At 69.9% G+C, this 14,358-nt stretch carries 13 protein-coding genes; 5 read left to right on the forward strand and 8 right to left on the reverse strand.

Annotated features, from left to right (window positions below; genetic code table 11):
* Nucleotides 1–93: 93 nt before the first annotated feature.
* From ACQBAU_RS16440 to purF, 5 genes are all read right to left on the reverse strand, one after another.
* Nucleotides 94–1,071, reverse strand: coding sequence for an alpha/beta hydrolase (locus ACQBAU_RS16440; RefSeq protein WP_465255572.1), 978 nt, complete (start codon nt 1,069–1,071; stop codon nt 94–96).
* A 28-nt stretch (nt 1,072–1,099) separates the two neighbouring features.
* Nucleotides 1,100–2,614 carry a DUF4870 domain-containing protein gene (locus tag ACQBAU_RS16445; RefSeq protein WP_465259404.1) on the reverse strand — a complete coding sequence of 505 codons (1,515 nt, stop codon included), beginning with the start codon at nt 2,612–2,614 and terminating at the stop codon, nt 1,100–1,102.
* Nucleotides 2,615–2,723: 109 nt separating this feature from the next.
* Nucleotides 2,724–2,927 carry a DUF3073 domain-containing protein gene (locus ACQBAU_RS16450; protein ID WP_434550928.1) on the reverse strand — a complete coding sequence of 68 codons (204 nt, stop codon included), beginning with the start codon at nt 2,925–2,927 and terminating at the stop codon, nt 2,724–2,726.
* A 121-nt stretch (nt 2,928–3,048) separates the two neighbouring features.
* Entirely contained in the window at nt 3,049–4,131 is a 1,083-nt protein-coding gene (gene purM / locus ACQBAU_RS16455; protein ID WP_465255570.1) for a phosphoribosylformylglycinamidine cyclo-ligase, read from the reverse strand.
* Nucleotides 4,132–4,163: 32 nt separating this feature from the next.
* Nucleotides 4,164–5,732 carry an amidophosphoribosyltransferase gene (gene purF, locus ACQBAU_RS16460; protein ID WP_434550930.1) on the reverse strand — a complete coding sequence of 523 codons (1,569 nt, stop codon included), beginning with the start codon at nt 5,730–5,732 and terminating at the stop codon, nt 4,164–4,166.
* Nucleotides 5,733–5,814: 82 nt separating this feature from the next.
* On the opposite strand from purF, the gene ACQBAU_RS16465 reads away from it, so the two are divergent.
* The gene (locus tag ACQBAU_RS16465) at nt 5,815–6,870 is read left to right on the forward strand and encodes a CPBP family glutamic-type intramembrane protease (RefSeq protein ID WP_465255569.1); all 1,056 of its coding nucleotides are present in this window, start codon (nt 5,815–5,817) and stop codon (nt 6,868–6,870) included.
* Between the two features lie 3 nt (nt 6,871–6,873).
* Here the strand turns inward: ACQBAU_RS16465 and ACQBAU_RS16470 are convergent, their stop codons facing one another.
* Together ACQBAU_RS16470 and ACQBAU_RS16475 are read right to left on the reverse strand one after the other, a co-directional pair.
* Nucleotides 6,874–8,223, reverse strand: a complete 1,350-nt coding sequence (locus ACQBAU_RS16470; protein ID WP_465255568.1) for a M20/M25/M40 family metallo-hydrolase — start codon at nt 8,221–8,223, stop codon at nt 6,874–6,876.
* Between the two features lie 45 nt (nt 8,224–8,268).
* On the reverse strand, nt 8,269–8,784 hold the full coding sequence (locus ACQBAU_RS16475; RefSeq protein ID WP_465255567.1) for a GNAT family N-acetyltransferase: 516 nt from the start codon (nt 8,782–8,784) through the stop codon (nt 8,269–8,271).
* A gap of 123 nt (nt 8,785–8,907) precedes the next feature.
* Between ACQBAU_RS16475 and ACQBAU_RS16480 the strand changes: the two genes are divergently transcribed.
* The 4 genes from ACQBAU_RS16480 to ACQBAU_RS16495 all read left to right on the forward strand — a co-directional run bounded on the left by ACQBAU_RS16480 (nt 8,908) and on the right by ACQBAU_RS16495 (nt 12,046).
* A complete protein-coding gene (locus tag ACQBAU_RS16480) occupies nt 8,908–9,432 on the forward strand; it encodes a YbaK/EbsC family protein (RefSeq protein ID WP_465255566.1) in 525 nt (174 codons plus the stop codon).
* A gap of 53 nt (nt 9,433–9,485) precedes the next feature.
* Nucleotides 9,486–9,962 (forward strand): PPOX class F420-dependent oxidoreductase, encoded by a 477-nt coding sequence (locus ACQBAU_RS16485; protein WP_434550935.1) that lies wholly within the window; start codon nt 9,486–9,488, stop codon nt 9,960–9,962.
* Between the two features lie 89 nt (nt 9,963–10,051).
* A complete protein-coding gene (locus ACQBAU_RS16490; RefSeq protein ID WP_434550936.1) occupies nt 10,052–11,179 on the forward strand; it encodes a mandelate racemase/muconate lactonizing enzyme family protein in 1,128 nt (375 codons plus the stop codon).
* 54 nt (nt 11,180–11,233) lie between these two features.
* Entirely contained in the window at nt 11,234–12,046 is an 813-nt protein-coding gene (locus ACQBAU_RS16495; RefSeq protein WP_465255565.1) for a phytanoyl-CoA dioxygenase family protein, read from the forward strand.
* 39 nt (nt 12,047–12,085) lie between these two features.
* Here ACQBAU_RS16495 and purL read toward each other — a convergent pair whose 3' ends face one another.
* Entirely contained in the window at nt 12,086–14,350 is a 2,265-nt protein-coding gene (gene purL, locus ACQBAU_RS16500) for a phosphoribosylformylglycinamidine synthase subunit PurL (protein WP_465255564.1), read from the reverse strand.
* Nucleotides 14,351–14,358 lie beyond the last annotated feature (8 nt).

Below are 14,358 nucleotides of genomic sequence, written 5' to 3' on the forward strand. Positions count from 1 at the left end.
CCCTTCGGGGTGCGTCGCTGCGGAGTGGCACCAATGTGGCCCAATACGGCCAAGTCGTCAAGGGCTGTCCCACCCCGGTCTGCCCAATCGGCCTCAGTACCAGGCCGCGTACCCGCGCACCCAGCGGGCCATCTCGGAGAACACCTTGCTGCGTACGGGTTCCGGCGACAGCACGAGGTCGTGGATCCCGCCGGCAATCCTGACCACGGTCACGCACGAGCCGAGGTGGATGGCGCGGTGGGCGATCTGGCTGACGTCGAGCACGGTGTCGCTGCGGCGCATGTCGTCGTGCCACTTGCGTCGGAACAGCGAACGGTCGCTGGCCATCACCAGGATCGGTACCTCGATATCGAGTCCGGCGGCCACCCGCTGGTGCCCCCGCAGCACGGCCCGCAGCCAACCCGCACGGACCGCAGCCGACGGCGATGACTTCCAGCTGAGGTCGTAGTCCCATTCGCCGCCGGACCTGGTGTGCAGGACCCGGGAATAGAAGTCTTGGTCACTGACCGGGAGCACGGTGGTCGCCATCCGGGTGCCCAGCGCGTCGATCACCGGCGTTCCCAACGCTCGCACCATGGCGGTGGCCTGCAGGTCGAGCCACGGCGAGTTGAGGACCAGCCCGTCGATCCGGCCGGGGTTGTCGGCGGCCCAGACGCTGCAGATCAGACCGCCGGTGGAGTGGCCCATCAACAGCACCTGATCATGGTCGGTGCGGATCTCGTCGACGGCGGCGCTGAGCTCGGTGTCGTACTCGGCCAGGTCGGTCACGAACCCCCCGAAGTGACCCTCGCGCAGGCTGCGGCCGTACCGCCGCAGGTCGAGGGCGTAGAAGTCGAAACCCCGGTCGACCCAGAAGTCGGCAAGGTGGGCTTGGAAGAAGTAGTCGTTCCAACCGTGGACGTACAGCACCGCCCGTCGCGACGGGCGCAGCCGGGTGTCCTTGCGGACGAGGGTGGCGACCAGTTCCACGTCCTCGGGCTCACCGGGCGCGCGTTCGGCCCCGGGCAGCCCGATGTCGTGACGCGAGAACCCCGGCAGGATGTCGTCATCCCACCGGGGTGCCTTGTTCACGCGGTCCCTGTCGCCGGTCACGCTCGGGTCACTTCACCATGTCGACGTGCACGGGGTACTTGTACATCTCGCCCTTGCTGGCCTTGACCGCGCCGATGATCATGAAGATGTACGGCACGAACATCACCGGGATCAGCAACAGGCCGATGAAGATCACCGACAGCAGGCTGACCAGGACCCAGCCGACGATCTGGAAGATCACGTTCAGGATGCCGAAGTTCAGCGCCCGACGGGCGTGCTCGCCGACGAAGGCGCTGCGATCCTTGTACTGGATGTAGAAGATCAACGGGGCGATGACGCTCAGGATCACCCCACCGGCGTGCGACATCCAGGCCCACTGACGTTCGTCGGAGGGGCTCAGCGGCTGCTGACCGGCCACCGGCGGCGGCATGCCGATCACGGGGTCGACACCGGCACCTGGCTGTCCGGCCTGCTGCGGGTAGCCGCCGTGCTGCTGCCCGTAGCCCTGCGGCTCGGCGTAGCCCTGCTGGCCCTGCTGCCCGTACTGGCCCGGCTGCTGCTGGCCGTAGGCCTGCTGGCCCTGCTGCTGGCCGTACGGATCCGCGGGTGCGGCGCCGTACTGACCCTGCTGGCCCTGCTGCTGACCGTACGGGTCGGACGCCGACGGCTGACCGTACGGGTCAGAGGCCGACGGCTGACCGTACTGACCCTGCTGGCCCTGCTGCTGCCCGTACGGGTCCGAAGCCGACGCCGCCGACGCACCCTGCTGCTCGCCGTACTGGCCCTGCTGGCCCGGCTGCTGCCCGTACGGGTCCGAAGCCGACGCCGCCGAGGCACCTTGCTGCTCGCCGTACTGACCCTGCTGGCCCGGCTGCTGCCCGTACGGGTCAGAGGCGGACGGCTGACCGTACTGACCCTGCTGCTGCCCGTACGGGTCCGAAGCCGACGCCGCCGACGCACCCTGCTGCTCGCCGTACTGACCCTGCTGGCCCGGCTGCTGCCCGTACGGGTCAGAGGCGGACGGCTGACCGTACTGACCCTGCTGCTGCCCGTACGGGTCCGAAGCCGACGCCGCCGACGCACCCTGCTGCTCGCCGTACTGACCCTGCTGGCCGTACTGATTCTGTTGCTCAGTGCCTGGAGCCTGCCCGTACGGGTCCTGGCTCACGGGCTGGCCGTAGGGGTCGGTCGCCGGCTGCGCCTGCTGGTCGCCACCGACGGCACCCCACTGGCCCTGCGACTCCGCGCCCGAGCTGTCGGACTGGCCATCACCGGTCTGGGCGGCCCAACCACCGGCCTGCTGACCGGCGTCAGCCTGCTGCTCCTGCGGCTGACCCCAGCCACCGGCCTGCTGACCCGCGTCAGCCTGCTGCTCCTGCGGCTGACCCCAACCACCGGCGGACTGCTGGTCACCACCCCAACTCGAGGCGGCTGGCTGCTCCGGCTGTGCCTGAGCACCCCACTCACCGGACTGCTGCTCAGCTGGCGGAACAGGCTGTCCCCAGTGCCCGGACTCGCCGGAGGACTGGGTCGGCTGCTGCGACCAGGACGGATCCGACGGGTTCTCTGGGCTCTGGCTCATGGGTCAAGGCTAGAGCCATGCGGGGATCACCGCCAATCACCCCACGCCACAAGTCCGCCATGAGACGAACTTGCGTGGGACGTTCGGCGGCCCGAAGGTGTCGGTGACGTCAGCCGGACTGACGAAGGTGTCGTTCGTCGTCGCTGTCGTAGTCGTCGGCGAGGTCGGCATAGGCGTCCGGAATCTGCGGTTCCCCGCGATCGTCCCCGCCTCGCAACTCTCGCTCGAGAGACTCGAAATCGGTCTCTGTGGTCCGGTACTTCAGATCCCGGGCCACCTTGGTCTGCTTTGCCTTCGCACGGCCGCGCCCCATTGGGTCCGACCCCCTCGCATGGTCTGCGCCGGCGGCTATGCCGCGGGCTCGTCTGTTCACTGTGTCGTGAGTAGCAGGCTACCCAATCCGTTCAACCGCGACAAAGCGACCCACGTACCGGTCAGTGAACTCCCACCAACTCGGCCCGCGGCGAGCCCTGCGCAGCGTCCCGAACCTCCCCGCACACCCATGCGGGCACGTCGCGGGACATCAGGAATCGTACGGCCTCGTCCGCCGCCTCGGGCGCCACCACGACAGCCATCCCGACCCCCATGTTGAGGGTCGCCTCCAGGTCGGCCTGCGACACGCCACCGACCTGCTGGACCAGGCCGAAGATCGGCGCCGGCTGCCAGCTGCCGCGCTCGATCGTGGCGGCCAGCCCGTCGGGCAGGACGCGCGCCAGATTGTTGGCGAACCCGCCGCCGGTGATGTGGCTCATCGCGTGCACCTCGACCGCATCGATCAGGGCGAGCGCGTCGAGCGCGTACAGCCGGGTCGGCTCCAGCAGCTCCGAGCCGAGGTCGCGGCCGAGCTCGGCCACCTCCCGGTCGAGCGCCCAAGCGGCCTCGGTCAGCAGCACCTGCCGGACCAGCGAGTAGCCGTTCGAGTGCAGCCCCGACGAGGCCATCGCCACGACCACGTCACCGGCCCGCACCCGGTCCGGCCCGAGCAGCGCGTCGGCCTCCACGACGCCGGTGGTGGCGCCGGCGATGTCGTACTCGTCAGGTCCCAGCAGACCGGGGTGTTCGGCGGTCTCCCCGCCGAGCAGGGCCGCGCCGGTCGCCCGGCAGGCCCGGGCGATGCCGTCCACGATGGCCGCGATCCGCTTCGGGACGACCCGACCACAGGCGATGTAGTCGGTCACGAACAGCGGTTCGGCACCACACACCACCAGGTCGTCGACCAACATCCCGACCAGGTCGAACCCGATCGTGTCGTGCCGGTCCATCGCCTGGGCGATGGCGACCTTGGTGCCGACCCCGTCGGTGGAGGTGGCCAGCACCGGGTGCCGGTAGCGGGCCAACGCCGACGCGTCGAACAGACCGGCGAACCCGCCGATCCCGCCCATCACCTCGGGGCGGCTCGAACGGGCGACCGAGTCCTTCATCAGCGCCACGGCCCGGTCGCCGGCCTCGATGTCGACGCCGGCGCGGGCGTACGCACTTTGCGGACGGTCCGCGGGCCGGGAAGTTTCGGCATTCACGGGCGACTCGGCATTCACGGGCGACTCAGCATTCACGGGCGGCTCAGGGCATCCTCGGCGCCGACGCCGCCCAACGACTTCGACAGGCCGTCGGCGTCGGTCCGCTCGGCCACCCCTTCCCGGAGACGGGCCGCGAGGGGCACCTCGACCGGGTACTCACCGTTGAAGCAGGCCCGGCACAGCGACGCTGCGGGCAGCTCGGTCGCCGCGGTGAGACCCTCCAGCGACACGTACCCCAACGAGTCGGCACCGATCGAGCGACAGATCTGCTCGTCACTCAACCCGTTGGCGATCAACTCGACCCGGGTCGCGAAGTCGATGCCGTAGAAGCACGGCCACTTCACCGGCGGCGACGAGATCCGTACGTGCACCTCCGCCGCACCGGCCTCCCGCAGCATCCGTACGAGGGCACGCTGGGTGTTGCCGCGCACGATCGAGTCGTCCACCACGACGAGCCGTTTGCCCTGGATCACCTCGGGCAAGGGGTTCAGCTTGAGCCGGATGCCCAGCTGTCGGATGGTCTGGCTGGGCTGGATGAAGGTCCGGCCCACGTACGCATTCTTGACCAGTCCGACGCCGTAGTCGATGCCGGACTCCTGCGCGTACCCGATGGCACTGGGCGTGCCCGACTCCGGGACGGGGATGACGAGGTCTGCCTCGATCGGGTGCTCCCGCGCCAACTGACGGCCGACCTCGGTCCGCACCGTGTGGACCTGGCGGTCACTGATCGTGGTGTCGGGTCGGGCCAGGTAGACGAACTCGAACAGGCAGCCCTTCGGGTCCGCCTCGGCGAAGGTGAAGCTGCGCAACCCGTCCTCGTCGATGGCGACCATCTCCCCCGGTGCCACCTCCCGGACGAACGAGGCACCGACGATGTCAAGGGCGGCGGTCTCGCTCGCCACCACCCAGCCGCGCTCCAGCCGGCCCAGCACCAACGGCCGGATCCCCTGCGGGTCGCGGGCCGCGTACACGGTCTGCTCGTCCATGAAGACCAGGCTGAACGCACCCCGCAGCCGCGGCAGCACCTGCAGGGCGGCGTCGGTCAGCGACAGGTCGACGAAGGTGGCCAGCAGGGCGGTGATCAACGAGGTGTCGTTGGTGGAGTCCTTCAGGGAGGCGCGCAGGTCGGGAACGAGCGCCGGATCGGCGTTGACCGTCCCGTCGAGCTGCGTCTCCTCCTCCCGCTGGGCCAGCCACAGTTGCAGTTCCTCGGTGTTGGTGAGGTTGCCGTTGTGGCCCAGCGCGAGCCCACCGCCCACCGTCGGCCGGAACGTCGGCTGCGCATTCGCCCAGACACTGCCGCCGGTGGTCGAGTAGCGGGTGTGCCCGATCGCGAGGTGCCCCTTCAGCGAGCTGAGGGTGGCCTCGTCGAACACCTGGGACACCAGTCCCATGTCCTTGAACACCATGATCTGGCCGCCGTTGGAGACCGCCACCCCGGCGCTCTCCTGGCCACGGTGCTGCAGCGCGTACAGCCCGTAGTAGGTGAGCTTGGCGACGTCCTCACCGGGGGCCCACAAGCCGAAGACGCCACAGGCGTCTCGGGGTCCGCGTTCGATCGGATCGATGTCGAGGGTCAGTTGACCGTCGGGGCGTGGCACGCAGGACACCCTACCCTGATCGATCCCGGAACCCACCCCGCAAGTACTTGCCACCAAAGGGTGGCGGACTAGCGTACGGGGCATGGGTGGATTTCGGCTGCGTACCGTCGCGTCCCGCGCGACCGCGCTCACCCATGCCCTACCGCGGTGGGCGCCGCTGGCGCTCTTCATGATCGCCTGCGCCGTGTTCACCCTCGGTCTGGTGCTGCTGCAGTCCGCTGTGGGGCCGGCGCCGGAATGGATCGAACTGCATCACTTCGGACCGGCGATGGCGGTCGGCCTGCTGTTCCTCGTCTTCCGTGACCACCACCGGGCACCCGAGCTGGCACTCCTCGGCCGCCCCTCGCTGCGGTTGCTGGCCGCGGTGCTGGGTTCGGTGGCGATCGGTGCGGTGATCGTCATCACCACGATGGCGGCCCGGGACACGATCACGCTGACCCGGACCCCGCTGCCCGTGGCCGCGCTACCGGTGGTGATAGCGATCGCGACCGCGGTGGTGACCGCACTGGGTCAGGAGACGGCGTGGCGGGCCTACCTGCAACCCGAGCTCGAACAGTGGTGGGGTCCGCTGCCCGCGGCGATCGGGGTCGGGGTGTTCTGGGCGGTCTGGGCCACCATCAGCGGCGCCCTGTCCGCGGAAGCGGCGGCGGCCTTCGCGCTGATGACGATCTCGCTGAGCGTGCTGATCCGCGGTGTGCTGGAGTTCGTCCCGGGTGCGAACCTGGTGATCGGTACGGCCCTGCACGCCACCTTGAACGCGTCGATGCTGGTGTTCCTGCCCGAACGTGGCCAGGACCGGCTCTCGATGTGGGGGCTGGCGATCACCTCGCTGGTGGTCGCGGCCGTGGTGTGGCTGGTCGCCCGCTGGCGCTACTCCGCCGGGGCGGCCCCGGAGCGCGCACTGATGACTCTCGAGACCGACCTGCCGCCGGACGAGGTCGACGACCTCGAGGACCTGGACGACGAGGACCTGGACGACGACCTTGACGACGAAGACCTCGACGACGAAGACCTCGACGAGGGGTTCGACGAGTTCGAGGAAGCGGAGTACGAGGTGGAGCCGGCGGGCGGGCCGACCGTGGCCAGCATCCCCGAGGCCCTCCAGCGCCCCGAGGAACCCGTCCGGCACTCCGCCTGACGTTCACCCGACGGATCGGACCTGGTCGGCGATTCCCTGCAACAACAGGGTTTCGGACACGCACGCCTTCGCCAGGTCGCTCAGATGCACCGACTCGTCGATGCCGTGGGCACGGGTGTCGGGGTCACCCACCGCGGTGATCAAGATGCCCGCCTCGGGGAAGCGACGCTGCAGTTCGGCCACCATCGGGATGGAGCCACCCTGGCCGATCTCGACCGGCGCCACACCGAAGCCCTGCTCGAACGCAGCTGCGGCGGCTCCGGCGAACCGGCCACCCGGGGCCACCTGTGACGGCTGACCGACGTCACCTCGTACGACATCGACCCTGGCACCCCACGGAGCGGCCTGCACCAGGTGATCAGCCAACACGTCCAACGCGCGGGCCGCGTCATCGCCCGGCGCCACCCGCAGGCTCACCTTCGCCCGGGCCGTGGCGGACAAGGTGTTCGAGGCGTCCGCCACCGGGGTCGCGTCGATCGCCAGCACACTGACCGACGGGCGGGTCCACATCCGGTCGACGACCGGACCGTCACCGAGCTGGGACACCCCGGGCAACAGTCCGGCCTCGGCGGCCAGCCGGTCGTCGGGGTAGTCCAGCGGTGCCGCGGTGGTCGAGCCCAGGCCGGCGACCGCCACGTTGCCCTGCTCGTCGTGCAGCGTGGCGAGCACCCGACACAGCGTGGTGAGGGCGTCGGGCACGACGCCGCCGAAGGAGCCGGAGTGCAGGGCGTGATCGAGCGTCGACACCTCGACCACACAGTCGGCCAGCCCGCGCAACGTGGTGGTGAAGGCAGGTGTGCCGACCTCCCAGTTGGCCGAGTCGCAGATCACGAACAGGTCGGCGGCCAGGTCGGCGGCATGGCGGTCCAGGAAGGCGCCGACCGCCGGCGAGCCGACCTCCTCCTCGCCCTCGATGAACAGCTTCACCCCCACCGGTGGTTTGCCGTCGAACGCCCGCAGTGCGGCCAGGTGGACTGCGAGGCCGCCCTTGTCGTCCGAGGTGCCCCGGCCGTACAGCCGGTCACCACGTCGGGTCGCGGTGAACGGTGGCGACGACCACGCCGCCGGGTCGCCGGTCGGCTGCACGTCATGGTGGGCGTACAGGCAGACCGTCGGCATCCCTTCCGGGGCAGGGAAGTGGGCGATCACCGCAGGTCGGCTGCCACCGGTCCGCCGGACCGACACCTCGGGGCAGCCGAGCTCGACCAGCAGCTGGGCGACCGTGTCGGCGCTGCGTTCCACGACGTCGGCGTGGTCGGGCAGCGAACTGATCGACTCGATCGCGACGAGCTCGGTCAAGGTGTCGAGCACCTCGGGAAACAGGGATTCGACGGTGGCGGCGAGGTCGGTCATGTCCGCCACCCTATGGCCGGCAGCCCTGAGCCGGTCGCGGCGGCGTCAGCCGGCGGCTGTGGTTGCCTGGATCCAGTACCGACGCTTCGGCGCCGCGTCGGGCGCCGTACGCACGTCCTCCAGCACTCCCCCGCACGCCTCGATCACCGCCGCCGAAGCGATGTTGTCGTCGTCGCAGGTGACCAGCACCCGGGTCACCCCGGCGTCGGCGAGCCGGGCGACCGACTGGCGCAGGATCTCGGTGGCGTGGCCGCGGCGACGGTGCTCCGGCGCGACCGCGTACCCGACATGGCCCCCGACCTCCAGCAGGAAGTCGTTCAGCGCCCGCCGGATCGACACACGTCCGATGATCACCCCGTCCACCTCGGCAAGCAGGAAGTCGCAGGGCACCCGGCCTTCCGGCAGGTCCACCCCACGTGCCTCGCGCTCGGTCTCAGCCAGCACCTGGGCCCACGGCCCGTCGCGGTGCAGGAACTCGAAGTCCTCCAAGGCCAACTGGGCATGGAGTTCCCGGCACCGGGGTTCGTCGGACGACTCGGGTGGACGGAGGATCAACGACATGGCGACCATGATCAACCCAGGCCGATCCGTACGCAACCGAGTTCCGTCCTTGATCAGGCATGGAAGAAGGTCGCCGCTGATGGTGCCGACACCCTTGCCGCAGGGCTCCCTAGGATGGGCAGCATGCGTGGATCCCTGCCCTGGCAGCCGTACGGCCCGTCGGTCGAACACCTGGTCGCCCCGCCCGTACGCCGGCTCGCGGCGACGGTCCCCGGTGTCGAGGTGGCGCCGATCAACCCCGCGGTGGCCGACACGGCCGAGTTCTGTCGCACCTACGAGGTGCCGCTGGCGAACTCGGCGAACTGCGTGGTGATCGCCGGGCGCCGCGGCGAGGAGACCCGGTACGCCGCCGCCATGGTGCTGGCGTCCATGCAGGCCGACGTGAACGGGGTGATCCGCAAGTACCTGGGCACCCGCAAGGCCTCCTTCGCCCCGATGGACGACGCCGTCGCACTGACCGCCATGGAGTGCGGCGGCATCACCCCGATCGGGTTGCCCGACATGTGGCCGATCCTGGTCGACGACCACGTGTTGGCGGCCGGTGACGTGGTCATCGGTGCAGGCATCCGGGGCGCCAAGGTGCTGGTACCGGCGGCGTCACTGCTCGAACTGCCCGGCGCGGAGCAGCTGGCCCTCGCCCGGGGTTGACGGTTGCCCCGGTCAGCGGCGCGCAGCTCGGGGGTGTCGCCTAGATTGGCTTCATGCCTCGATCCATCGCGACCAACACCGAGGTCGACCTGGCCGGACTGCTGGAGTTCGTCAGACCACGCCACCACATGTTGCTCGCCACGGCCCGCGCCGACGGTCGTCCGCAGTTGTCACCGGTCACCGGCGGCGTCGACACCGTCGGCCGCATCGTGATCTCCAGCTATCCGACGCGCGCCAAGACCCGCAACGCCGAGCGTCGACGCCAGGTGTCGGTCGTGGTGTTGTCGGACGACTTCGGCGGGGCGTGGACACAGGTCGACGGTGACGCGGAGGTGCTCCACATGCCAGAAGCCGCCGACGGGCTGGTGGAATACTTCCGGTGCATCTCCGGCGAGCATCCCGACTGGGACGAGTACGTCGAAGCGATGCGGATCCAGGACAAGTCCTTGATCAGGATCACCCCGACGCGCTGGGGCCCGATCGCGACCGGCGGCTTCCCCGCCGACGTGGCTGCGCGACTCGACCGCTGAGCGGCAGCGACCGGCCGGCCGGCCAGATGCGCGTACGGTGAGGTGAGACCGCCGTGACGTGACGGCGCAGCAGCCGAGGAGAGGTCACCGTGCGGATCGAACGAGTCGACTCCATGGTCCACGGGGACGGGCACTTCGTCGCCGTCCACACCGACACCGGCCTGACCGGCTACGGCCAGTCCGGTTGCTGGGGCTACCCCACCGCGGTGGCGGCGGTGATCGACACCTTCGGCGACCACCTGGTCGGCAAGGACCCGTGGCAACGGGAGCACCACTGGCAGCACCTCTACCGGATGGCGCCGTTCCGTGGCTCGATCCTGATGGCGGCCGTCAGCGCGATCGACATCGCCCTGTGGGACCTGGCGGGCAAGGCGTTGGGCGTCCCGGTGTGGCAGTTGCTCGGCGGCAGCACCCGTGACCGGATCCGGCTGCATCGGCTGCTGGCGGGATCGGGCCCCGACGCCCTGGCCGCGGAGGCCCGCGAGGTGGTGGCGGACGGCTTCACCGCGGTGAAGTTCGACCCGTTCCCGGCCGACTACGGCGACCTGCCCCAGGCCCAGCTCGTCAGCCGGACCGTCGAGACGGTGGCCGCGGTCCGCGAGACCGTCGGCGAGGAGGTCGACATCCTGATCGAGCTGCACCGCAAACTGACCCCGCTGCAGGCGCAGGCCGTCGTCCCCCGGCTCGTCGAGTTCAACCCGCTGGCCGTCGAGGACGCGATCCAGATCGACTCCGTCACCGAACAGGCCACCATCGCACGACAGTCGTACGGCGCCCCGTTCGCCAACGGGGAACGGTTCCACTCGATCTGGGAGTTCACCGAACTCCTCAACCAGGGTGGCCCGCAGTTCGTCCGTCCTGATCTTGGTCTGGCCGGCGGCATCAGTCACGTGAAGAAGATCGCCGCCATCGCCGAGGCCCGGCATGCCGCGGTGATGACGCACAACTGCCTCGGCCCGCTGCTCACTCTCGCGTCGGTCCACGTGATGGCGTCGATCCCGAACTTCGTCACCCAGGAGTACAGCTGGGTCGACGACGAACTGCTCGACGGCCCGTTCGTCCCCTGTGTCCGGCGCGACGGCGGCCACCTGCCGCTGCCGACCGAGCCCGGCATCGGGGTGACCCACCGCCCCGGTGACTGGCAGCTCGACCTGGTGGGTCGGGCGATCCCCGACATCCCGATGCGGGCTGACGGTTCGGTCGCCTACAGCGTGTGAGGCCGGCAACGGCAGACTGGTGCCAGACACCCGTTCGACCGGAAGTGCTCGACGATGACCACGCCCACGATCACCACTGATCACCGCCTCAGTTCCGCCGACCATGCCTTCTTCGACCGCAACGGCTTCGTCAAGCTGCGCGGCGCCCTCGACCCGGCCGAGCTCACCCACTTCGATCCGGTGATCACCGACAAGGTGATCGAGCTCAACGACCAGGACGTGCCGCTGACCGAGCGGGACACGTACGGCAAGGCGTTCCTGCAGGTCTCCAACCTGTGGCGGACCGACGCCGAGGTCGAACGGTTCGTCCGCTCCCCCGACCTGGCCCGGCTGGCCGCCGAACTGCTGGGCGTACGGTCGGTGCGGCTGTACCACGACCAGGCGCTGTACAAGGAGCCGAGCGGCGGGCTGACCCCGTGGCACGCCGACCAGTACTACTGGCCGTTCACCACCGACCGCTGCATCACCGCGTGGATCCCGTTGCAGGACACTCCGGTGGAGTTGGGCCCGCTGTCGTTCGCGGCCGGGAGCCATCAGGTCGACCTCGGTCGCACCCTGCCGATCAGCGACGAGTCCGAGGCGCAGATCGCCGAACAGCTGGTCGAGCGGGGGTACGTCGTCGAGGAGTCGCCGTACGCACTGGGGGACGTGTCCTTCCACCTCGGCTGGACGTTCCACCATGCCGGCGCCAATCTGTCGGACCAGCCGCGCCGCGTGATGACGATCATCTACGTGGACGCGGACATGATCATCGCCGAGCCGGCGAACGACAACCAGGTCGCCGACCTCGCGACCTGGCTGCCCGGGTGCCGCCCCGGTGACGTGGTCGCCAGCCCGTTGAACCCGGTGCTGTACCCGGTCGACTGAAGGGCCGGGGGCCCACCGGACCGTCCGAGTCGGCTCGGCTCAGTCGCCCAGGGCCGCCGGGATCGTGGCCTGCCAGGCACTCCGGATCTCGGCCAGCGGCAGGCTGAACTGGTCACGGACCACCAGTTCGGCGTCGGCGCCCGCCGCGGTCACCTCGCCCAGTCGCTGCGCGCGGATGCCGTGCTGGGCGCACAGTTCGCCGAACGCGTCCTGCCCGTCGGCTGACAGCGAGACCAGCACCCGGCCGGACGACTCGGCGAACAGCGCTGCGGTGGGCTCGACCGCCGGCAGCTCGACGGTGGCGCCGAAGCCGTGCCGCAGCATCGACTCCACCACTGCCTGGGCCAGTCCGCCGTCGGCCAGGTCGTGGGCGGAGCTGAGCAGTTGGCGGCGGCTCGCAGTGATCAACACCTCGGCGAGCCGCTGCTCATGATCAAGGTCCAGGGCCGGCGGCCGACCACCGAGGTGATCATGGAACACGTCGGCCCACACCGAGCCGGACATCTCCTCGGTGTTGTCGCCGAGCAGCCACACCACGTCGCCCTCGGTGGCGAACCCGGACGGGGTCCGCAGCGCGACGTCGTCGATCACGCCGAGCACACCGACGACCGGGGTCGGCAGGATCGCGGTCTCCCCGGTCTGGTTGTAGAAGCTGACGTTGCCGCCGGTCACCGGCAGGCCCAGCTCGCGACAGCCGTCCACCAGGCCGCGGATCGACTCGACGAACTGCCACATCACCGACGGGTCCTCCGGCGAACCGAAGTTGAGGCAGTCGGTGATCGCCATCGGCCGGGCACCGCTGACGGCGACGTTGCGGTACGCCTCGGCCAGCGCCAACTTCGCGCCCTCGTACGGATCGAGGAAGCAGAACCGACCGTTGCAGTCGGTGCTCAGTGCCACACCGAGCCCGGTGCCCTCGTCGATCCTGATCATGCCCGCGTCCTCGGGCTGGGCCAGCACCGAGTCGCCGCGGACGTACCGGTCGTACTGGTCGGTGATCCACGACTTGTCGGCCAGGTTGGGTGAGGCGACCATGGTCAACAACTGGTTGGCCAACTCGTCCCCGCCGGCTGCCCGGGGCAGTACGTCGGCGGTGCGCGCCTGTACGGCGTCGAGGCCGGCAGGTCGGGCGTACGGCCGCTCGTACACCGGGCCGTCGTGGGCGACCGTCCGGGGCGGCACGTCGACCACGGTCTCGCCGTGCCAGTCGATCTGCAGCCGATCACCGTCGGTGACCTCACCGATCACGGTGGCCTGGACGTCCCACTTGCGGCAGATGTCGAGGAAGGCGTCGACCTTGTCGGGCTCGACGACGGCCATCATCCGTTCCTGCGACTCGCTCATCAAGATCTCCTCCGGAGCGAGCGAGGAGTCACGCAGCGGCACCAGGTCGAGCTCGACCCGCATCCCGCCGTCACCGGCACTGGCGAGCTCGGAGGTGGCACACGACAGGCCGGCCCCGCCGAGGTCCTGGATGCCGTGCACGAGCCCGGCGGCGAAGATCTCCAGAGTGCACTCGATCAGCAACTTCTCGGTGAACGGGTCACCGACCTGCACGCTCGGGCGCTTGGACGGCCCGGTCTCGTCGAAGGTCTCGCTGGCCAGCACCGACACGCCGCCGATGCCGTCACCACCGGTCGCGGCGCCGTACAGGATCACCTTGTTGCCGACCCCGGTGGCGTGGGCGAGGTGCAGGTCCTCGTGCCGCATCACCCCGACGCAGAGGGCGTTGACCAGCGGGTTGCCGGCGTAGGTCTTGTCGAAGACGGCCTCCCCACCGATGTTCGGCAGGCCGAGGCAGTTGCCGTACCCACCGACGCCGGCGACGGTGCCGGGCAGCACCCGGGCGGTGTCGGGGGCGTCCAGCGGACCGAAGCGGAGCGGGTCCATCACCGCGACCGGCCGGGCACCCATGGCGAGGATGTCGCGGACGATGCCGCCGACCCCGGTCGCCGCGCCCTGGTACGGCTCGACGTACGACGGGTGGTTGTGGGACTCCACCTTGAACGTGACGGCCCAGCCCTGCCCGATGTCGATCACGCCGGCGTTCTCGCCGATCCCGGCGAGCAGCTTGCCCGCACTGGTCTCCTGCGGCAACTCACCGAAGCGGCGCAGGTGCACCTTGGACGACTTGTACGAGCAGTGTTCGGACCACATCACCGAGTACATCGCCAACTCGCACGAGGTCGGGCGCCGACCGAGGATCTCGCGGATCCGGTCGTACTCGTCGGGCTTGAGTCCCAACTCGGCCCACGGCTGGGCGGTGTCGGGATCGTGCTGTGCGTCACGGACGGTATCGGCCACGAGGCAAC

Source organism: Carbonicoccus niuqiaonis, assembly GCF_050157065.1.
Lineage (GTDB): Bacteria > Actinomycetota > Actinomycetes > Propionibacteriales > Propionibacteriaceae > Avipropionibacterium.